This is a genomic window from Streptomyces sp. NPDC005151 (genome assembly GCF_053599875.1).
In genome coordinates, this window is sequence record NZ_JBSFYR010000090.1 from 12,281 (window position 1) to 31,682 (window position 19,402).

Below are 19,402 nucleotides of genomic sequence, written 5' to 3' on the forward strand. Positions count from 1 at the left end.
GTCATTCCTCCGCGGGGGTGATGTCCAGGTGCGGGTGCACAGTGAGCGGTGTCATCTCCGGCAATCGCTGGGCCAGTCGCAGCGCGAGCGGGCCGCGCCGGGCGTGGTGATAGGCGCCGATCTCGCCGCCGTCCGACGCGCCGGTGAGAATCGGATCCGCCCCGCGCCCGGACGGTGCCGACAGCGTCGGCGCGTAGTAGCCCACGGACTCCACACCGGTCGAGACCATCGCGGGCAGCGGGCCGCTGATGCATGCGAACGGCGCGGGGTGAGCCTGCGGATCGTCCGCATCGCCGAGGTGGCAATAGCGCACGCAGCCCTCAGAGGTGACGATCGTCCGCAGCCCATGCAGGAACAGGCAGTCGGTGGCCTCGATCGTGTCCACCGCGACTGGGCCGGCGAAGGTGCAGGCGGTCGCCTGCACCTGGGGCGGAAACCGGCCGATCGCACTGATCGCGGGGACGATGGTGGGCGCCCCCGGCAATGCACCACACGGGCTGGGCGGTACGCCGGCGCCATCGACGATGCAGTCGGTCAAGGTGATCGGGAACGCGCTGAGGTCGGCCTGAATCGGGCCCAGGTGACAGCGGGTCGCCGCCAGGCGGAGGGCCCAGGCACCGGATTGGACTGAGAGCGTCCGCCCTGCAACGGGATTCATGGTGACGCCCGTCAGCGTGACGGCGGCGACGTCCGCGCCGATCTCCAGGTCGCCCTCGAGATAGCAACCAGCCAGTTCGATCTGCAGCCCGGGGGCGCTGACGGTCAGCGTGTTCGTGATCACCGGTGTCAGGCCGGCCGGTGCGACGATCCGCCAGCGGGTCACGCCGGGAGCAGCAGCGATGGGAGACGGTGCCGGGAGTCGGTCGTTGGTCTCCAGCCGGATCTCGACATCCGGCCCTGATCCCGTGCCGGTACGGGGCACCGCCATCGCCGCGGTCACGGCCGCGTCGAGATCGGCGACCACCTGCTGTCCCGGTGGATGCGGGCACCCGGCTGGGTCGACCACGATCACAGCGCCCGCCCACTCGTCCGCTTCAGCGGTGCTGGCCAGCGCGCCGATCTGCCCGGGCGAGGGCCGGTAGAACATCGCCCGCACGGTGCCGCTCATCAGATTCGAGCCCGGCGACAGCACGCCGCGGGACGGGTCGACCAGCACCTGGTCGGCATCCGGCACGGGCGCTCCCCCACCGGACGGCAGACTGGTCAGCCGGATGTCCGGCCAGAACACCGGATGGCCATCTACGGTGACGGCCAGCAGCATCGGATCCTCCTCCCCGCCGCCGGTCAGCGGATGGTCTGCGCCCAGTGCCCAGACCGGGCCGTAGGTGACCTGGTCGGGCGCGAGTGCCTCGATCAGGCGCCAGGTCGCGCGCAACGGCAGATCACCCGGAGCGCGCGGAGGCCGTAGCGCCAGCGGTGTGCCGGGCGGCCGCTCGTCGTCCGCGTCGCTGGCGATGACGAGCGGATCCGGCCGCAGGTACAGGGGCGCGGGCAACCCGAGCGGATGCAGCGCAAGGCGCCCGTCCGGCAGCGGGCAGGTCTCGGTGAGGTCGAAACGACGCACCTGCCAGGGGAAGAGTGTCGCGGTCGCCGCCGCCGGATGATGCGAGCCGCCGGGGGTGACACTGCGCCGGGCCGGATCCAGGCCGGTTCCGGTGAGCAGGTGTTCCCGTCGCCGCATGGACAGGCTCGCGGTACGCCGCACGGGGTGCCCCAGCTGCTGGCACCACAACGTGGTCTGCCATCCCTCGGTCACCCGGGCCTGCCAGCCGGTGACGACGGTGGCGAAATCCTCCAGCGCAGAGGGAGTTCCGCGGCGGCGGCGCAATGCGGTGACCGAGCCGATCTCGGCACGTCCCGCATCCGGCGGCAGGCCCAGCACCTGCGCCAGATACGGCAAGGCCCAGTCCGCCGCGCTGTCCGGGAACGTGTCGTCCAGCACCCGGTCGACGTCCGCGGCCAGGTCGAGCCACTGCCCCTCCACCGCCTGCAGCAGCGCAAGCAGCAGGGAGGTACTGTCCGGCGGAACGGTGGTGAGCAGCGCTGGCGGCAGCATCGCCAGGAAACGCTGCGAAGGACCGTCGAGCTGCGTCATGCGCTACGGACCCCCAGCGTCGAGGTGCCCACATAGAGCAGTTCGTAGGGTTCGGCCGGCAGGCGGCCCAGCGAGAGGTCGGCCGCGGTGGGCACAGTGAGTCCTCCGGTCAGGGTCAGATCGGTGACGCCGACGACTCCGGTCACCGACTGAGCCACCGCGATCACGTCGCTGCCGTCCAGCGGCACACCGAGCTCGCGCGGGAGCGCGGCCAGCGTGCCTGCCATGTCCAGCATGGCCGCCTCGACCGCCGCGCCGACCGCCGACGGCACGCGCCGCGGATCCGTGACCACGGTGGCGCCGACGGTCAAGGCGCTGACCGCGGCCGCGCAGGCACACAGCGGCACGGTGGTGTCGCGGCGGGCGTCGAGATAGCCGCTGAGCGCCGCCAGCTCCGCGGCGATGGGCGCGCGGACGCCGTGAGCCGTGGCGCGCACGACGGCGATGTGCAGGCCGGACCCTCCGCAGGGGCATCCGGGCGGGCCAGCCCCGCGCCAGGCAACGCTGTGACTGGTGCCCGGCACGGTTAGCGCCAGATCACGCAAGTCGCCGAGCGCCACGGCACGGTCGAGCGCACGGATCCGGGCGGCAGCAGCGCGCCGTAACCGCAGCGGGTCCTCCTGGTCGGCCGCGCCGGTGAGCGCCCCGACCCCGGCGATCTTGCGTACGCCGTTGACGCTCGTCAGCAGTGTGTTGATATCGGTGCTGGGGATCTCGCCCTCCAGGCCGCCGCCCACTCGCCACTGAGCGGTCACGGCGCCGCGGATGGTGGCACCGGCCGGAAATGCGATCATGAGTTGGCCGTCCGCGGCGAGCCTGGTCGTGTACACGGGTTCATCCGCCGCCCGCCCGTAGAGGCTGGGCACTTCGTCGTAGCGGACGCCGCCGACCCAGATGACCAGACTGCTGGTGACCGTGCCGTCAGCCGCCAGATCACCGGTCACCGGCCCGGTCACCACCGCAGTTCCGGCAGCGAGGGTGAGGGCGCCCCGGCTGGTCGAGCCGTGCTGGATCACCGCGACATTCCCGGACGCCGCCCCGCGACTGATCCGGCCGGTGCGCGGATCGGTGAGCGAAATCAGCTGGCCGCCGGGATCGTTCGCCGTGTCGAGGGCATTGGTCGTGCAGCGCGTGAGCTCCCAGCGGGTGGTGCCGTCAGCCGCGGTCGTCTGCACGGCCATGCGCTCGGGCAGCTGCTCCAGCCGGGGATGCACCCGGGCCGACCACACGGTCCCGGCCAGATCGGGCAGCTCGTAGTGCTGGGCCACCTGCCGGTCGTCGGTCAGCAGCACGGTGAGTCCGGGGGTGCGCAGGGAGTTCAGCAGCGGGTGGGCCAGATTCAGGCGTGCCACCCGCTTGATCGTCCCGGGCGCCACGTGGCGGTCCATCGGCTCGACCGACGTGATCGTGGTGACAAGGCAGCCACCGGACTGTCCGGCGTACAGGATGAGGGTCTGACCGGCACTCGCCGCGGTGGCGTCGGTGACGATCACGGAGTTCTCGTCCCACGGGTAGGTCTGCTCGGAGCTCGGATACGGCGCGTTCACCGTCGCGGCGGCGGAGCCGGAGATGTAGGCCAGCGTGTCGAGCCGGTGCGCGAGGGTCAGCTCGGCGCGCAATCGGTAGGCCGCGTAACTCCGTCCAGCCACCTGCGGCATCAGCGGAACCAGGGCCCGATCGAAGTCCAGCAGCGTGGCCCCGAGGTCCGTACCGCGCTTGGTCACCTTGACGATGCCGCGCACGGCCTGCCCGGTCGCGCCGTAGTACGTCGTGCCGGTCATCAGGGCGAACAGCCAGGTCAACCAGTCCTCCCAGGACAGCGGAGCGTCTGTAGCCCTGCCCTCGGAGACGATCACCACCCGGTCGGAGGGATGGAAGCCAGGATCGGTGAGGAACCGGATCTCCTTGCCGGACGGAGCTGTGGGAACGGGAACGGCGGTGATGGTGAGCCCGTGCCATTCGGCGCGCAGCAGCGTGTCGGCTGCCACCTCGTAGACCTGGGCCAGGTGTGAGGGCGTGCCCGGTGCCTGAACCTGTGCGCCGGCCGGCAGCAGCGGCGATGTCCTGGGTGCGATCTCGATCCGGATGAAGCCGTGCGCTGCGGTGCGCTGAGCCGGGCGGTGCCCGACGAGATCGGCCACCCGCCGGATGTCCGTCCAGTCCTGGGCGGTGCCGAGGTAGAGCTCACCGGCGTCCAGTTCGGCGTAGGCGCTGATGCTGTCGGCCACCCGCGACCACAACTCGGCCAGCGTCACCATCGTGGGGTCGCCGGCGACGTCCAGCTGACTGCCCAGTACCGCGTGGCCCGCCGCGTTCCCCGGCCCGCCTACGGGCACGGCAGCCAGGCGGGCGAGCACATCGTCGCGCAGGGCGGTTCGGTCCCCCAGCCGCCGGCGCAGCCGGGTGAGGCCGGGCAACGGATCGGGCAGCGGCACCAGCGGCGCAGGTTCGGGAGTCATCGGCCGCCCTCCAGGGTGAGCCGGATCCGGCCGCGGTCGGGGGCGTTCGGCTCGTCGTCGCAGACCGCGACCTCGGACGGGCCCATCGGCAACACGGAACTGACCGTGCCCGGCGGGTCGGTCAGCCGCCGGGCTTCCGTCACCGCCACCGCATCCACTTGCGGCAGCGCAGCGACAGCTGCGATCACGGCGGAGAGGTAGACTGCCGACCCCATCTGGTGCGCGCCGGGCGCGAAAAGGCCTGGGGCCTTGGGTGTGCCAGGCCGTAGTGCGGCCAGGATGGCGGCCCGCCCGGTCCCGGGATCCGAGCCCGGACGGAGGCACACGGTCAGGCCGATCAGGATGCCCACCGGAGTGGCCACCAGACTCACGACCTCGGTGCCGGCCATCCGTACTGCGTCGAGGCTGGACTGCACCTGCGCCGCCGTGCGTGCCGCCTCCGTCGGATCGCCTGCCGAGCCAGTCACGGCGTCGCCCACCACCGACTCGTACGCCACGACACCCAGCGGCCACGAACCGGACCAGGAGCGCCGTGCCGATGCCCGCTGGACGCTGGGCACCTGCACGGCGAAGCCCGGCAGATCACCGATCAGGACGGCACGGCGCGGGACGGCGGAGTAGGCCTGCGGAGCGTCGCGCCGCACATCGTCCAGCGCGGTGGCTGCCGCCCCTCCGACGCCCGGCGTGATGTTGCGCGCCGTCACGGCCGTGGCATGCTCGTCGAGCACGTCCAGCCAGACGCAGGGCACGCCGACGCCGGATGTGCTGCGCACCAGTCGACGCGTCACGTTGGCCGCGACGTTCCCCACGAGCCCCGCGCCCACCTGATAGCGCGCTGAAACCACGCTTCCGGCAGGAGGGTTCAACCCCAGCGTGCCCGTGCGGAACCGCATCATGGCAGGCAGTTCGTCGTCCGCGTCCACGACGACGCTGAACCCTGCGGAACTGGCACCCAGCATGCTGGTGACCCGTTCAGCGTGCACCCGGGTGCCGTTGGGCAGGGTCACGGTGACGTCGAGTTGCCACGGCCGGCCTCCCGGGGCGTGCGAGAGCCCCGGCGCACCCTCCGGGCCGGCCGCGACGAGCGCGTAGTCGGCCACCTCGTCTAGGGCGGGATCGGCGGGTAGACCGGTCAGCCGGTCCACCGGCGCGAGCGTGGCCGGGCCGTCCACGACCAGACCGTGATGCGCGCGGAACAGCCCGAGCCGGGCCACCCCCACCCGGGCGCCTGCGCGCTGGTCGATGCTGCACGGCACGTCGGCGGCGAGCGCGTCGTTGCCGTCCCAGAACACCCGGATCAGGTCGAGGCCCGGGCTGAGCGGGTCGGTGAAGTCCACCACCGAGGTCACCGTCACCACCTGCGCAGGATGGCTGGCGAGCGGTTCGCGCGGCCACACGGCAGCAGCCGTGCTCGCGGTTCCTCCCGCCCACGCCTGCTGCTGCGCAATGTCGTCCACCGCGACGACTTCGAAGGCCAGCAGGTCGCCCGGCACGAGCCAGTCCGCCGTACTCGCGGTCGCGCTCGGCCGGACCAGGACCGCGCTGGTCGCCCCGGCGGTGAGGGTGGCGTCGTCCTCGGTCCAGTCGTAGAGCGCGACCTCCGCATGACTGGCGCGCACGGTCCGGTCGTCGTCCGTCTCAAGCGTGAAACACGTTGCCTCTGGCGTGATCCGAGCCGCATCACTGGCGGTGTCATCGGGCTTGACCACCGCCGTGGCATCGCTCCCGGTTTCGGCGCTCACCACGATCTGCACTGTGCTGCTCGCGCTGATCGCGGGGTAGACCGGGAAGTCGACCGTGCGGGCGTGCCGCTGCACGCTGGCCCGGCGGCGAGCGGTGGAGAGCCAGCCTTCGGTGGTGACCCGGTCCAAGCGGTAGTGCAGCAAGTCACCGAGGTGGGCGAACAGTTCGGCCAGGGTCACGACGAGGTCGGGCGCGGACAGGTCAGCACCCGGGTCGAGCACCTGCAGCCGCTCCAGCAGCATCGCCCGCAGGGCGGGGTAGTCACGGGCGAGTGTGTCGTAGTCCGGCGGCGTCAGTGGCTGCTGTGGCGCCGGCAGCGCAACGCAGTCGGAGACGTCCCCGCATTCGGGCCGGAGTCTGACCGGCAGGTGGATCCGCAGCGGGTCGACGGCGAGCCCGGCCGGATCCACCCGCAGCTGATAGAGGCCGCGCCCGGGCAGGTTGCCGCCGAGCGTGAGGGTGAGGTGCGAGGGTATCGGCGTTCCGCCGGCATCGGTGGCTGCCGCGACCGGGGCCACCGCCGTGATGGTCGGCCGGGGTGCGCCCGGCGCGGGGCGCAGCGTCCACTTCGCCGGACTAATCAAGGACGGCGGCGGGTCGTCGTAGAACCAGACGTCGAGCAGACGATTCGGCCCGGCCAGCCGGGCGGTGGCCGCACGCAGGCCGATCACCCCGCCCGTGCCGTCGAACAGCGCGCGCGGGCGCTCGACCGGTGTCGCCACCGGCTGGACGGGGAGCGTGTACCGGTCCGGCCCGCTCATTGGCCGGCTCCCGGCAGCGTGAGCATCACATCGCGGTTGGCTCCGGCGGGCAGCGGTCGGTAGGTGACTGCTGCCGTGAGCGTGCTGTCCTGCACCGTCACGACGACGTCGATCACCTGGATCCGGTCGCCCAGCGCATCGGTCAGGCTGCCCCGCGCACGCGCGGTGACCGTCGCGCCCAGCGCCTCGGACAGTGGTTCGAACAACGTGGATGCTCCGAGTCCGGCGCCAAAACCGGGGCGGTGCAGGCGTTCTCCGGTTCCGGTCATCAACACGATCCGGATCAGGTCGTCGAGGTGCTCCAGGTCCGTGGCAGGAGCGAGCCGCCGTCCGGGGCCCAGCCGCCACGGCTGCCGCACGGGTTGGCCGCTCATGTCGCCGTCACCGAGGTCTGCGCCGGCGAGAGCTGGACCGGTCCCTGCGGTGCGTTGGCCGGGCTCATGCAGAGTCCGACGCTGGAGATGGTCAGGATGGCGGTGCCGCCGGCCGTGCAGGCGGTCGAGGAGGTCTTCCACTGCACCGACATGCACGGACTCGGGTTGGGCCCGATCATGAACGGGCAACCGGCGATGGTCACTTGATCGTCCTCGGTGCAGATCGCGCTGTCGGCCTGGGCCGCACTCTGGCTCGGCGATGCGATCGACCCCTGGCCGCCGTGCGGGCAGGTAATGGTCGCTGACGTGGTCAGCACGGCGTCGCCCATCTCAGCCGACCTCGAAGGAGCCGTCGTTGAGCTGCACGCTTCCGCCGGTCAGTTCGACCTTCGCGCCCTGGCCGTTATCGAGCACGATGCCGTCGCCGGTGATCGTGATCGCTGCGCCGCCTGCCGACGTGAGCGAGATGGACTCGTCGTCGTCCGAGATCTCGATCTTGTGCCCCTTGGGCGTGACCAACAGGATCGTGCCTGGACCCGCTCCCGCGACGCCATTGCCCTGGGTCCAGGCCGCACCGGTCCACACGGGTTGCTTCTCCAGGTCCCCGCCGGGCCATTCGACCCAGACCGTCGCACCGACCGGCGGGACCACGGCGAAGCCCGCGCCGTCCCCGGCGTACGGAAGTGCCGGGCGGCAGCCCTTGACCGACTCGCTCAGCAATGAGGGTACGTTCACCTCGAGCAGGCACAGGCCGGAGTCGTCAGAGTTGTCGACAACCACGCCCTCGAACTTGCCCCAGTACCGGTCCGTCACCGCCACGATTCCTCCCGCTGGCACTAGAAACCCACCGCCCCGGCCAGAGCCCCGCCCAAGCCACCGCCCCCGGCAGCCGAGTTGTCGCCGAGCGCGTTGCGGGTGAGCGACACCGACTGCGTATGACCACCGGGCGTGATCGTGTGCCGGACTGACTTCACCAGCCACAACCCCGACACCAGCGGCCCGAGTCCGCGCACCGTCACCGTCCGCCGCGCCCGCAACAGGGGCATCGACGGCGCGGAGAGCGTGACCGAAAGGCCGGCTCCGAAAGCGGAGTTCTCGGCCATCACCCGGGCCGCCACATCCGGCTTCTGCCGTCCCTCCAGGTCCTGTTCGTGCCGCAGTACTGTGACCGCACCACCGAGCGACTGCGTGCCCATTGCATGGCCCTTGCCGTCGTTGACCGCAACCTGCTGACCGCCCTGACCTTCGATGCCGTGCGTGACCTTGACCTGCTGTCCTGCCACGAGCTGCACGTTGACCGACGCGGTTCCGCCCAGTGTGCCGTAGCCCAGATCGAGTTTCGCGGAGGGCGCGGCCAGGGGATCGGTCGGCGCGAAAACACCGATCACTTGGCCCTGTTCGCTGGTGACATAGACATCGAACTGGTTGCGCTCGGCGAGCATCCGCAGGTAGGCCCAGTCCGTCCCGCGCTGGCGCGGCGTGGACGTGTCGGTACCTTCGGGCAGATCGGTCTCGGTGACTTTCGGGGTGCCGATCGCGCCGAGCAGGCTTCTGGCAATGTTCGCGTCGTTGACCCCGCCCCATGGCTTGTCGTGCTCCTCGCGATCCAGATCGGCGCTGGCGTCCAGACCGGCGATGGTCATCGTGGACAGCGTTCCGGCCTGCAGGGACCACGCTGCGCTGGTAGCCCGCGCGGGCACCACCAGGGAGGCATCGCCGCGGGTGATCGCCACCTCGAACGCGGCGAAGGGCTGCACCAGCGCATCCAGCGGGCTGCTCCAGTTGCTGGTGTCGTCCACTGTCGCCGCAACCACGACGCTGACCTGGGTCTGCGCATTCATCGCTTCGTTGACGTCGATGCTCTGCACGGTGTCCAGCGCGGATGCGGGCAGCCGCTTGCCGCCGACCGAAACAGTCACGCGCGTGTCACTCACTGGGAATCCCGATGATCGTTCCGGGTTCGGTGTCTCGGAGAACGTCGGCAAACGGGTTCGCGTCGCCGATCCGCCACCACCCGGTGCTGTCGCCCAGCCCGGCGTTGGCGAGCAGGTCGATCCGGTCGCCCTCGCGCACCTGGTACCTGATCGCAGCCGGCAGCGGTGCAGTGATCCGGGGAACGCCCATGGGGCGCGTGGTCCCGTCGTCCTGGGCTACCGCGATAGTCGTCTGGCCGTCGTAGCGCGAGGCAGTCACAGCATCAGCTCCACACCTTGGGCGACCCCGGCAACAGCGAGAACGCTGCGCGCCGCCTGGTAGGCCTCGGCGAGGAAGCCGGCCATTTTCAGGCCACTGTCCAGATCGGCGGGCCGCAGCACGGTCAGGCCCAGGTCCACGGTGGCCTGGACCGGCAGAAGCGCTGCGTTGAAACCGGTTTCCCGTGCAGTGAAGCTGGTGATGCGCACCGGCACGATCCGGGCCACGCTCCACGCCAGCACCACCAGGGGCAACGAGGGCGCCGGGATCGGGCCACCGCTCTCGCTCCCTCCGGCGAGCGCCGAAACCGCACCCGACAGCGCACCCCCGATCGCCCCGAGCACGCCCAGTTTGCCCGCCGGCTCCATCATCGCCTCGATGGTCGCCAACATCGGCTGCACCCCCATCACGCCGCTGATGGGCTTGTCCACCGCATCGACGGCGTCCAGTTCCAGCTTGATCGTGTACGACTCCACCGGCGCGTTCTGCACCCGCAGGGCCGGGCCGCCCTGCGCGCCCCCGGTGACGGTGATGGTGCGGGAGATCTCGGCCGGGTTGTACTGGAACGGCACCATCGTGGGCACCAGCCCCAGATTCGGGTCGGAGAACGACATCAGCATGCCGCGCATCAGCATCAGGAAATACCCCCTGTGCCGACGGCCTTCGACTGGGCCGCGGCTGCGACGGCCTGCGCGACGATGCTCTCCGGTCCTGCTCCCAGTGCGCGGCCGGCCAGCGCGGCTTCGATGCTGGGCCGCAGCAGGCCAGGCACCGGCATGCTGCCGACGGCGACATCCAGGCGCGGGATGTCCGGTGGCGAACCTGATGTCATCGGCTTCCCCTTGTCACTGTGATGGGTGCCCAAGTACGGCCGCTCTTCTCCAGCTCGCGCCGGACGGCCCTGTGCAGGTGCTGCGCGCCGACCGCTGCGCCGTCGCTGGCCGCGTAGATCTGCGCGGCCACGGCGGCGGCGCGGATCGACGATCCGGAGAGTTCCGCGGCAGCGACGTCTTCGAGGTCCGTGCCGTCGGCAAGCCGGTCGGCCGGCAGCAGCGAAGCCCAAATGGCTTGCCGCGCCGTGTGATCCGGCAGTTCGAACCGCACCGACAGCCGGAGCCGGCGCTGGAATCCGTCGTCGAGCGCGGCCGGCCGGTTGCTGGTGAGCACGCACAGCCCTTCGTGCAGCTCAATGCGCTGCAGCAGGTGGTCGATCTCCAAGTTGGCGTAGCGGTCGCGTGCATCGGTCACCTCGGCGCGGCGTCCGAACAGACCCTCGGCTTCGTCGAAGAGCAGGACGGCGCCCGCTCGCGCGGCCTGGGTGAGCAGCCGGTCGAGGTTTCGCGAGGTCTCCCCCAGCCACTTGCTGACCACCTGCGCGAGGTCGACGATCCAAAGGTCCCGGTCCAGCTCGGCCGCGATCGCCTCGGTCGCCGCGGTCTTGCCGGTCCCGCTCGGCCCGTGCAGCAGGGCCGCAACGCCACGGCCACGCATGCCGGCGCCGGGGAAGCCGGCCAGCACACCGCTGCTGTGCCGGGCGTGCGCCAGCAGATCGTGCAGTCCGGCCAGGGTCGGCTCGGGCAGCACCAGATCGCTGAGGCGCTGGGACGGCGGAACCAGCCGGGCCATTCCGTCCAGCTGGTGCTGCGGGTGCCGGCGGACCGCCGAGTGCAGGTCGGCCACGGTCAGATGCCGGCGCTGCACCTCCGCGGCCGCACGTGCCGTCGCATGCAGTGAGGTGATCGTGGCCTCGGTCAGCCGCATTCGTGCCGCAAGTTGACCGGCTGCGCTCGTGTCCAGCCCGGAGGCGCCCAGCACCCGGCGCCACGCACAGGTCACGCCGGTGGTCTCGATGGCGGCGACGTCCAGCACCTGCCATCCCGGGGCGGACGGCGCACCCGGCAGGGTCAGGCGCAACCGTGCTGGCGGGGTCTCCTCGGCGCCCCACGGCAGGACCAAGCTGAGCCGTTCCAGCAGCAGCGTTTCGGCGACCGGCCGCTGCTGCCCGTCGTCGAGGGCGCGCTCCAGCCGCGCGGCGATGGCGCCCGCGAGCACCGGGCCGTCCTCCTCGTCAGCACAGCGAAGGCTCACCCGATGACCTGCGGTGATCAGTGCACGCGCCTCATCGGCGACGGCACTCAGCCGTGGCGGCAACGAAACCGGTTGCGCCGCGGGAGGTTGCCAGCCGTCCAGCAACAGCGCCGCGGTCGGGGTCAGCCGGACCGGCGCGGCGGCGTCGGCGACCGGGCGCAACAGGCCGTCGGCGACCGGCCCGGAGTCCTCCGGTAGCGCGAGCGGGACGGCCAAGCCATACGGCTCCAGCAGCAGCCGGAGCGCGGACAGGCTCGGGTAGCGGCGAGTGGCGTCGTCGTGGATCCATCCGAACGCCGCGGCCAGCTGGGGATCGACGACCGCCCACCAAGCCGCCGCGATCACCGCTTCGGCACTGGCCGAGAGGCCCAGCCCGGGGAACAGGCCGACCGGATCCCCGGCAGCGGCCGTCACGGGGTCGGGGCGCAGGCCGATCCCGGCGACGGTCTGCAGCTCAGGACGCCCGGCGCCGGCCGGCCCAGTCGAGTCCCAGGCCTGGCGGTACTCCCGCATCACCCGGTCCACGGCGTCGCGCAGAAGCTTGAGGCAGCCGATGGTCAGTTCGGCCGGGGTCGCGGGCTGCACCTGCACCTGGACCGACGAAGCGTCGAAGTCACCGTCCGCGCGCGAGATCTCGCGGATCGTTCCTGGTGCGGTCATGGCGCCACCGCCAGCCGGGCCGGCCTGCCGGTGATCGTGCCGGACTCGATGCTGACCCAGATGGAGTCCCCGGCGAAGGCCGCGACCCCGGCCGGCACGGTCACACTGACGGTCTCCGGGCCAGTGTGGGTGTACGGCACGGCCATGCCACCGAACGCGACCCGCCCCTCGCTCAGCACATGCGCGACTGTGAGGGTGGCGGGCTGCCCTGGCTGCAATGGCCCAGCCACCGCTCGGACCACAGGGGCAACGGTGGTGCCCGCTTTTGCCGTGCCCGCAGCGAACCCGGACGCCTGGTTGGTCAGCTCCAGCCCGCGTCGGCCGGGTACCAGCAGCGCGTTCGGCAAGGTTACGGTCAGGCCTGCTGCCGAAGGGACGGCCGCCAGCCGCCAGGGTCCCGTGCTGTGCGTGCTGGCCGGGTTGGGGCGGCCATCCGTCGGGTCGTCCGGGTCGCCGTCCGCCCGGGACAAGGTGACCAGGACGTCGTCCCCGAGACCGGTCGCCGCGACTTCGATGTCCTCGCCGAACGACACCGGTTCGGGCCTGATGCCGGTGATCCGCGGCCCGGCAGCGGGAATCACCCGGACCCTGCGCTCCTGCACCGGCGGCCCGGCGACGAACGCCACCGGCGCCGGCACGGTGACCAGGCTCACCTGGTAGGCGACCGACAGCCGCAGCGACTTTAACCCGCTGGCCCACAGCCCGGTGATGGTCTCCAGAGGCACCGAGTCCAGCGTGATCCGAAGCGGCTCGACCAGCCCGTCCAACGCACTGGTGACCTGGCTGACGGTCTTGGGCGGGTTCGACGTGATCTGTGTGTCCGGCCCGAGCACGGCACGTTCGTTCAGCAGTGCCATCACCACGATCAGCGCGTCGTGCGCCGCGACCGTCTCGTCGCCGGTGGCTGACAGCTCGCCCGGGTCCGCGGTCAGCAGGTAGTGCAAGGTGAGGGCCAGCGGCGGCTTGCCCCGCCGGGTTCGCCACCCGGTCTGCGGGGGTTCCATGTTCATCAACGCCGGGGCTGGTGTGATGCGATAGAGGAACCAGTTCAGTCGTGTGGTGGAGACCGGCCGGTCCAGCGGTCCGGAGGTCACGCCGACGCCTGTCCCGACGGCGTCCTTGGTGATCGCGGTCAGCACGGCGTCCACGCCGGACAGCACGGGTGCCGGTGCGGGAAGCACGCTCATCGCGCACCCGCCGGGGCGTTCATGCCGCCGCGCCGCACGGTCAGACCGCCCGAGTAGGGAGTCAGCAGCGCGAGCGGGTCAGCAGCCGGTCCGGCGTGAGCCGCCTCGTGGATGTGGATCTCCCCGATGGTGACCGGCGGGGGCACAGGCTGGGGCGGCGCGGCAGTCACGGGGGCCAGCTGGGGCTCATGCCCTGTCGTCGCCACGTGCGCCGTCTCGGGCTGCACCCGCTCGGGCCGCTGGGGCCTTACCTCCTCCGGCGGCTGAGCCGTGGCTCGGCGGGCACGCTCCAGCAGGGCTGACGGCTCACTTGCAGCAGCGCTGTCCGCCGGTTCTGTCGCCGGCGGCCGAACGGCGCGAGCGGTCACCGGCTTCTCGTCTCGCACCGTTCGCACGGTCTCGATCGCGAGCGGAGCGGGGGCGGGGACGGCGGGAGGCTCAGGGCGGCCACGCGGCGCCTCGGCCGAAACTGGCTGCGGCCCGGGTTGCGGAACCCGAACACTCCTTGTCGCCGGTTCAGGGTCCTGGGCCGGCGCATGCACCGACGCTGGCTCGACGACGATGGGTGCAGGCGGCGCAGGCAGCACGGTCGCTGCGGGTGGGGACAGTGCCGCTGGTACGCCGCTCGGCCCCGTCCCCGGCTCCCGGGCGGGAACCACCGCCGTAGCGTGCGGTACCTCGATCGCGGTGATGAGATCGGCTGTGCTGGAAACGGATACTGCGGGTAGTGGGTGACTCGGTGACTGCGTGGCCGTCACCGTGATGGGCACCGTCACGGCGACCGCGGACGTCGCGGGTCGGCGCGCCCGAGCGGCCAGCGCGAGCGCCGCACGTGATGGCGGCTCGGCCGAAACCTGCTGGCCCCCAGCCTTGTTGGTCTCGCTCATCCCGGCACCCCCGCAGCCAGTGCGGCGAGGCGGGCCCGGCGCTTCTCCGGCAGCGACTCGATCGTGCTGAGGTCCCACTTGTAGCGCGAGGCGATCAGGTGCACCTCGACGTCCACGTCGGCGACGGCTGAGGCGACCGCCGTCGCGACCAGATGCTGGACGTCGACGTAGTGCTCGATCGGTCCCTGGCAACTCGTGCAGGCCACCCGAACGTTGCCGCACAAGGACTGCTCGGCCCGGTCGAGCGCTGCTTGGTCACGGCCTCCTTCGGCCGGGCCGACCGAGCAGCGGCGCAGCAGTTCCCGGGCCGCCTCGGCCCCGTCCACCGGCAGGCCGAGCAGATCCGCGCCAACCGGCTCGCGAACGCCGGCGCCGGGCCCGCACCAGGAACAGCGAGGCGTGTGCGAGGGAACGTCACTGGCGCCCAGCGGCAACTCGTTCAGCACTCCGCAAGCAGGGCAAGACACCACGAGCTCGAGGTCACGACCGGTCACGGCGCGGTGCGCCACCAGCAACAGCCGGTCGATCACACCGATCGGCAGATCCGCGCAGCCAGGCACGCCGCAGGCACCCAGTAGCGTCAGCACCTCATCGAGCTCGGTGCTCGCATCACTCAGCAACCGCAGCAGCATCACCCGTGACGGGGCCACCAGGACGCCCGGTACCTCAATCACTCAAACCCCCTTGCAGTCGCAGCCTGATCTAGACCACCAGTTCCTTGGGTTCGGTGACCGATGTATCGCGCTCCCACCCTTCCAGCTCGATCTTGATCGACTGGATCGCCACCGCGGCAGTCGCGGCATCGAGCGCCGGCAGGGCCGTGTACTCCGACACCCAGCACCGGTAAAGGTGGTAGCTCAGCACCAGCTGGTTCGCCTCATTGAAGACGTCGACCGTGACGTCCTTCCGGAAGTCCGGCAGGGAGATGCCGGGCGAGGAAAAGCTGGAGACCTTGTTGGCCCACGCTTCGAACGCCGGATCGTGCGTGACGCCGCGATCGAACTGAACCGACGTGTACGTGGTGAGTCCGGGGCTGCGGCGGTCGTGCGACGGGTCGCCACCGACGCGGTGCGTCACCGGCGCCGTGCTGCGGGTGAGGGCACCCATCTTCGACATGCCGGCGACGTACTCCCCGTCCCACTTGATCCGGAACATGTGTGTCTTGTACGGGTCGTGACGCTCGGGGTTGACCGTGAATTCAGCCATCGCTCAGCCCTCTCCGTTGACAACGTGCGTGATGGTGACGACGACGAACTCGGCCGGTTTGAGCGGTGCGAATCCGACGACGACGTTCACGCGTCCGGAGTCGATCGCCGTCTGCGGATTGACCGTGCTGTCGCAGATCACGAAGAAGCTGTCGGATTCGGCCCGAGCCTCGGACTGCTGGAACGCCCCCTGTCGGAACAGCCCGCGCATGAAACCGGTGACGGCGAGCCGCAGTTGGCCCCACAGCACCGGGTCGTTCGGCTCGAACACGGCGAACTGGGTGCCGAGGTAAAGGCTGGCCTCGATGTGGTCGGTCAGCCGGCGGATCGGTACGTACTTGAAAGGATCGCCGCGCAGGTCCGAACCGGCCAGCGTCCGCGCTCCCCAAACCACCAGGCCAGCACCAGGGAAGCTGCGCACCACGTTGATCCCGAACGGGTTGAGCGCGCCAGACACCGGGTCATTCGTCGGATAGGCCACCCCGATCGCACCAGCCAGGCCTGCGGTCAGCCCGGCGGGAGCCTTCCAGATCCCGCGCGAACTGTCGGTTCTTGCCATCACTCCGGCGACCGCACCGCACGGCGGCAGGCCGGCCAGCGAGGAGTCGGGCGTGATGAGCCGGGGCCAGTACAGCGCGCCGTGCGCACCCTCGGCTGCGAACAACCCGGCCTTGGAAATGGCATTCGCCTTGGTGACGCTGGGATCGGGGTCGACCAGCAGGAACGCGTTCTGGTCGGCGCAGTAGGCCAATGCGGTGCTGACCTGGTCCACGTTCGCGGTCGTGACGCCGGGCAAACAGAGCAGGTTGAACCGCGGAAAGTTCAGCACGTCGAGCGCGTTCATGCCCTGGTCCGGGGCCGGGCTGACGATCGAGTCCGCGCCGACGTCGGCACCGTCCGTCCCTCCGGCGAGCGGCCTGGGCACGGCCACGGCGGGCCGGTCGGCGGCGCTGCCCGAGCTCTCCTTGCCACCGGCGGCGATGCCGAGGCCCAGCATATTGCTGGCGTCTCCGGTTCCACTCAGGCCGACCACGACCGCGCTGTCGGGGCTGGTGGTCTTGCTGGTGAGCACGAGCTTGCCGGACGCCTTGGACGCAACAACGGGGAAGCCGCTGCCGGACGCGTTGATCAGCGCGACCAGGTCATCAGTGTTGTGAACGTCAGTGGCATGGCCTCCGGCAAACAGCACGTGATCGACAGGAGCACCTTGATCGACCGAGATCCGGAGCGTCCGGTCGGCGAGGCCCGCGATTCCCGCAGAGAGGTCCACGCTGCCTTCGGACTTGCCTGCCGCATCCGCCGTCTCGGTGCCGCTGACCTCCGCGGTCACCAGCGCACTTGCGGCCAGAACCGTGCTGACGTACCGCGGGTTGCCCGGCGACATGGACAGCTCGGGCCAGGTCTCCTGGGACACCAGCATCGCGGACCCGGTGTCCGGAGCCCAGTCGCGGATCACCAGCGTGAACCGGTCGCTCGGATTCACCGTCGCGGGGACGACCTCGACGAAGATGCCGCTACGGGAGGCGCCGGTGCCGACGCCGTTGGCCCAGAGGCCGCGGCTGCGAGCGCTCAGCGTGACGGTGATGCCGTTCACCGTCGGCAGCGGCAGCTTGGCCTCCAGCGCGTTCGCCGCGAGCGCGCGCACGATGACGGCCTGGCTGCCGCCGTTCGCGAAGAAATGCGCGACGGCGTACCCCATCGGATGATCACCGGTGTCGACGGGATCGCCGAACTGACGAACGAATTCGGCGTAACTCTCGATCGACGTCGGAGTGTCGGACGGTCCCTTGCGGGCTGCGCCGACGAAAGCGGTCACCGATGTCGAGACACCGGCAATGACGTGCGAAGTCGTCATTTGCTCGACGACGTACACGCCTGGATAGGTGGTCTGCACCGGCATCGGAGTCCCTTGGTCGCTGGATGCGCCACACAGAGCGTGTCCGGACGAACGCTCACTGTCAATCAATCCGCCCGCCTAAATCATGATTTTTTTGGGCTGCCGGCGAGCTGCACCCGGTTGGAACAACGGCACGACTGGTAGCGCGCAGCGTGGGATAGGCCGGCGCTCCGCCAGTTCCGCGCCGGCGACGGCTTCGACGCTGAGCAGGCACATCAGCCGCAGCTCTTCGCCCGCGGCGGACAGCCACAGCTCGTCCAGTCCGGTGGCAGATCGCCGCGCAGACGGTCGATTTCCACGCCGTCCCCAGTCTGCTGACCCCGGTGGTGATCGCGTCGCTCAGTCGGCGCTGGACTCGTGCGTCAACGACGACACCCGTCGCGAGCGCCAACCGATTGACCTCGCGCCCATGCCTTGTCACCAAGCGTGTACAGGGCCTTGCCAAGGCCGGGGCATGCGTGCCAAAAGAAAATCGCTCCCATTGCCGAAGCGGGGGAGCGATCTTCAGAACTTCTAATGAACGCGCCGGGATTCGAACCTCTCAACTAGGACACCGATATAGCGACCCAGCCACTGCGACCATGCAGAATGACGAATTCAGCATTAAGTCTGTCACGGCAAGCCGCTCTCGGCAACGATCGCGGGAGGCCGGCGTGGTTCAGCAGCAAGGGCGGCGACCACAGTGCTGTTGTAAGCACCTTGCTGCCCATTACCTTCGTCGTAGATCCCGGTGGGGGTTCGTGGCCTTCGGGGCCGGTATGGCTTCTTGCCCCTGTCCTTGATTGGAGGCGGCGAAGCCGCCGGGTTCCCCCTCCCCCCGTCGACCGAGGCAAACAGGGCCTGAAACGCTCCGGCATGACGGATGGTTACGGGATTCCCCTGGGGCGCGTCCTGGCGGGGGCGAACTGCCACGACTCCCCGTTGCTCGCCCCGACCCTGGACCTGCTGGACGACCTCGGCCGCTACCCGACGACATCACCGTGCACCTGGACGCCGGCTACGACTCGGCCAAGTCGCGCACCACGCTCGGCGAACGCGGCCTCCACGGCCAGATCGCCCACAAGAGCGAGAAGGCACCCATCCAGGCCGGCCAACGCTGGCACATCGAACGTACCCACGCCTGGCAAAACGCCTTCCACCGCCTCGCGCGCTGCTACGAACGCCGCATCAACGTGATCAACGCCTTCTTCGACTTCGCGGACGCCATCATCACGGTACGTAGCCTCATCCGTCGCGCCTGGACCTGTGGGCTCGTAAAGTCATCGCCGCAGGTCGGGACGGTAGAGCGGTCTCGACTGGGATCATGTCCGCCGTGATCCTCTCGATGCTGTACAAAGCAGCCCGCAAACTGCTGTCCGCCCCCGGTGTGCTGCTGCGCCGCGACACCTCCAAGGACGCCGAGTTACTCGTACCCCGCCATGAGAATGCGGTGCTACGGCGTCAGATCGCCGGCCCGGTCCACTACGAGCCCGCGGATCGGTTCTGGCTGGCTGCACTCTCCAGCCTGATACCCCGCCGCCGCTGGCACGAGGTCTTCCCGGTCACGCCCGGCACCCTACTGGCCTGGCACCGCAGGTTCAGCGCCGCGAAGTGGGACTCCAGCGCCCGGCGCGCCCGCACCGGACGGCCACCGACCAAGGCAGCACTCAAGAAGGCGTTGTCACGTTGTTGGGTGTGCGAGGACCTGATGGCGTGCCAGGGCGTGGTCGGCTCGGGTGTCAGCCCTGGGTCAGGCCGTTGCGGCCGTGCCGACGACTCCGGTGACGTGGTCCCAGATGGCGAAGCGGATGGTCATCTCGGCTCGGTGGTCGGAGGCTGTTATCAGGTGGCGGTGGGGTCGGAAGTGGGGTGAG

Annotated in this window: 16 protein-coding genes and 2 pseudogenes; 1 reads left to right on the forward strand and 17 read right to left on the reverse strand. The window is 70.5% G+C overall.

All coding sequences use genetic code 11. From position 1 onward, the window contains the following. Position 1: 1 nt before the first annotated feature. The 16 genes from ACWD6R_RS32605 to ACWD6R_RS32680 form a co-directional block, all read right to left on the reverse strand. A complete protein-coding gene (locus ACWD6R_RS32605) occupies positions 2-2,095 on the reverse strand; it encodes a hypothetical protein (RefSeq protein ID WP_451822008.1) in 2,094 nt (697 codons plus the stop codon). After that, positions 2,092-4,554 (reverse strand): hypothetical protein, encoded by a 2,463-nt coding sequence (locus ACWD6R_RS32610; RefSeq protein WP_451822009.1) that lies wholly within the window; start codon positions 4,552-4,554, stop codon positions 2,092-2,094. Before ACWD6R_RS32610 ends, ACWD6R_RS32605 begins: the two co-directional genes overlap by 4 nt. Continuing rightward, on the reverse strand, positions 4,551-7,058 hold the full coding sequence (locus tag ACWD6R_RS32615) for a hypothetical protein (protein WP_451822010.1): 2,508 nt from the start codon (positions 7,056-7,058) through the stop codon (positions 4,551-4,553). Before ACWD6R_RS32615 ends, ACWD6R_RS32610 begins: the two co-directional genes overlap by 4 nt. Next, a complete protein-coding gene (locus ACWD6R_RS32620) occupies positions 7,055-7,432 on the reverse strand; it encodes a GPW/gp25 family protein (RefSeq protein WP_451822011.1) in 378 nt (125 codons plus the stop codon). The genes ACWD6R_RS32615 and ACWD6R_RS32620 overlap by 4 nt, the downstream gene beginning before the upstream one ends. Beyond that, the gene (locus ACWD6R_RS32625) at positions 7,429-7,761 is read right to left on the reverse strand and encodes a hypothetical protein (protein ID WP_451822012.1); all 333 of its coding nucleotides are present in this window, start codon (positions 7,759-7,761) and stop codon (positions 7,429-7,431) included. The genes ACWD6R_RS32620 and ACWD6R_RS32625 overlap by 4 nt, the downstream gene beginning before the upstream one ends. A 1-nt stretch (position 7,762) precedes the next feature. After that, on the reverse strand, positions 7,763-8,251 hold the full coding sequence (locus ACWD6R_RS32630) for a phage baseplate assembly protein V (RefSeq protein WP_451822013.1): 489 nt from the start codon (positions 8,249-8,251) through the stop codon (positions 7,763-7,765). A 17-nt stretch (positions 8,252-8,268) separates the two neighbouring features. After that, positions 8,269-9,366: a hypothetical protein gene (locus ACWD6R_RS32635; protein ID WP_451822014.1), complete on the reverse strand. Its 1,098-nt coding sequence runs from the start codon at positions 9,364-9,366 to the stop codon at positions 8,269-8,271. Further along, positions 9,359-9,625: a hypothetical protein gene (locus ACWD6R_RS32640; RefSeq protein ID WP_451822015.1), complete on the reverse strand. Its 267-nt coding sequence runs from the start codon at positions 9,623-9,625 to the stop codon at positions 9,359-9,361. The genes ACWD6R_RS32635 and ACWD6R_RS32640 overlap by 8 nt, the downstream gene beginning before the upstream one ends. After that, complete coding sequence (locus ACWD6R_RS32645; protein WP_451822016.1) at positions 9,622-10,260, reverse strand: hypothetical protein; 639 nt, start codon at positions 10,258-10,260, stop codon at positions 9,622-9,624. Before ACWD6R_RS32645 ends, ACWD6R_RS32640 begins: the two co-directional genes overlap by 4 nt. Next, a complete protein-coding gene (locus ACWD6R_RS32650) occupies positions 10,260-10,457 on the reverse strand; it encodes a hypothetical protein (RefSeq protein WP_451822017.1) in 198 nt (65 codons plus the stop codon). Before ACWD6R_RS32650 ends, ACWD6R_RS32645 begins: the two co-directional genes overlap by 1 nt. Continuing rightward, positions 10,454-12,373 (reverse strand): ATP-binding protein, encoded by a 1,920-nt coding sequence (locus tag ACWD6R_RS32655; RefSeq protein WP_451822018.1) that lies wholly within the window; start codon positions 12,371-12,373, stop codon positions 10,454-10,456. Before ACWD6R_RS32655 ends, ACWD6R_RS32650 begins: the two co-directional genes overlap by 4 nt. Further along, positions 12,370-13,560 carry a DUF4255 domain-containing protein gene (locus tag ACWD6R_RS32660; RefSeq protein ID WP_451822019.1) on the reverse strand — a complete coding sequence of 397 codons (1,191 nt, stop codon included), beginning with the start codon at positions 13,558-13,560 and terminating at the stop codon, positions 12,370-12,372. Before ACWD6R_RS32660 ends, ACWD6R_RS32655 begins: the two co-directional genes overlap by 4 nt. Next, positions 13,557-13,730, reverse strand: coding sequence for a hypothetical protein (locus ACWD6R_RS32665; protein ID WP_451822020.1), 174 nt, complete (start codon positions 13,728-13,730; stop codon positions 13,557-13,559). Before ACWD6R_RS32665 ends, ACWD6R_RS32660 begins: the two co-directional genes overlap by 4 nt. 713 nt (positions 13,731-14,443) lie before the next feature. Next, positions 14,444-15,121, reverse strand: coding sequence for a hypothetical protein (locus ACWD6R_RS32670; protein ID WP_451822021.1), 678 nt, complete (start codon positions 15,119-15,121; stop codon positions 14,444-14,446). A 28-nt stretch (positions 15,122-15,149) separates the two neighbouring features. Further along, positions 15,150-15,653 (reverse strand): phage tail protein, encoded by a 504-nt coding sequence (locus ACWD6R_RS32675; protein WP_331755564.1) that lies wholly within the window; start codon positions 15,651-15,653, stop codon positions 15,150-15,152. Between the two features lie 3 nt (positions 15,654-15,656). Further along, positions 15,657-17,552, reverse strand: coding sequence for a phage tail sheath subtilisin-like domain-containing protein (locus ACWD6R_RS32680; RefSeq protein WP_451822022.1), 1,896 nt, complete (start codon positions 17,550-17,552; stop codon positions 15,657-15,659). 813 nt (positions 17,553-18,365) lie between these two features. Between ACWD6R_RS32680 and ACWD6R_RS32685 the strand changes: the two are divergent. After that, positions 18,366-18,865 (forward strand): annotated as a pseudogene (locus ACWD6R_RS32685) (transposase); the annotation flags it as partial. A 413-nt stretch (positions 18,866-19,278) separates the two neighbouring features. On the opposite strand, the pseudogene ACWD6R_RS32690 reads toward ACWD6R_RS32685, so the two are convergent. After that, positions 19,279-19,402, reverse strand: a pseudogene (locus ACWD6R_RS32690) (IS6 family transposase); the annotation flags it as partial.

Excerpts from the sequence above, each read along its gene's own strand:
- ACWD6R_RS32605 (WP_451822008.1), bottom strand. The coding sequence starts at position 2,095 with ATGACGCAGCTCGACGGTCCTTCGCAGCGTTTCCTGGCGATGCTGCCG.
- ACWD6R_RS32610 (WP_451822009.1), bottom strand. The coding sequence starts at position 4,554 with ATGACTCCCGAACCTGCGCCGCTGGTGCCGCTGCCCGATCCGTTGCCC.
- ACWD6R_RS32615 (WP_451822010.1), bottom strand. The coding sequence starts at position 7,058 with ATGAGCGGGCCGGACCGGTACACGCTCCCCGTCCAGCCGGTGGCGACA.
- ACWD6R_RS32620 (WP_451822011.1), bottom strand. The coding sequence starts at position 7,432 with ATGAGCGGCCAACCCGTGCGGCAGCCGTGGCGGCTGGGCCCCGGACGG.
- ACWD6R_RS32625 (WP_451822012.1), bottom strand. The coding sequence starts at position 7,761 with ATGGGCGACGCCGTGCTGACCACGTCAGCGACCATTACCTGCCCGCAC.
- ACWD6R_RS32645 (WP_451822016.1), bottom strand. The coding sequence starts at position 10,260 with ATGCTGATGCGCGGCATGCTGATGTCGTTCTCCGACCCGAATCTGGGG.
- ACWD6R_RS32650 (WP_451822017.1), bottom strand. The coding sequence starts at position 10,457 with ATGACATCAGGTTCGCCACCGGACATCCCGCGCCTGGATGTCGCCGTC.
- ACWD6R_RS32655 (WP_451822018.1), bottom strand. The coding sequence starts at position 12,373 with ATGACCGCACCAGGAACGATCCGCGAGATCTCGCGCGCGGACGGTGAC.
- ACWD6R_RS32660 (WP_451822019.1), bottom strand. The coding sequence starts at position 13,560 with ATGAGCGTGCTTCCCGCACCGGCACCCGTGCTGTCCGGCGTGGACGCC.
- ACWD6R_RS32675 (WP_331755564.1), bottom strand. The coding sequence starts at position 15,653 with ATGGCTGAATTCACGGTCAACCCCGAGCGTCACGACCCGTACAAGACA.
- ACWD6R_RS32680 (WP_451822022.1), bottom strand. The coding sequence starts at position 17,552 with ATGCCGGTGCAGACCACCTATCCAGGCGTGTACGTCGTCGAGCAAATG.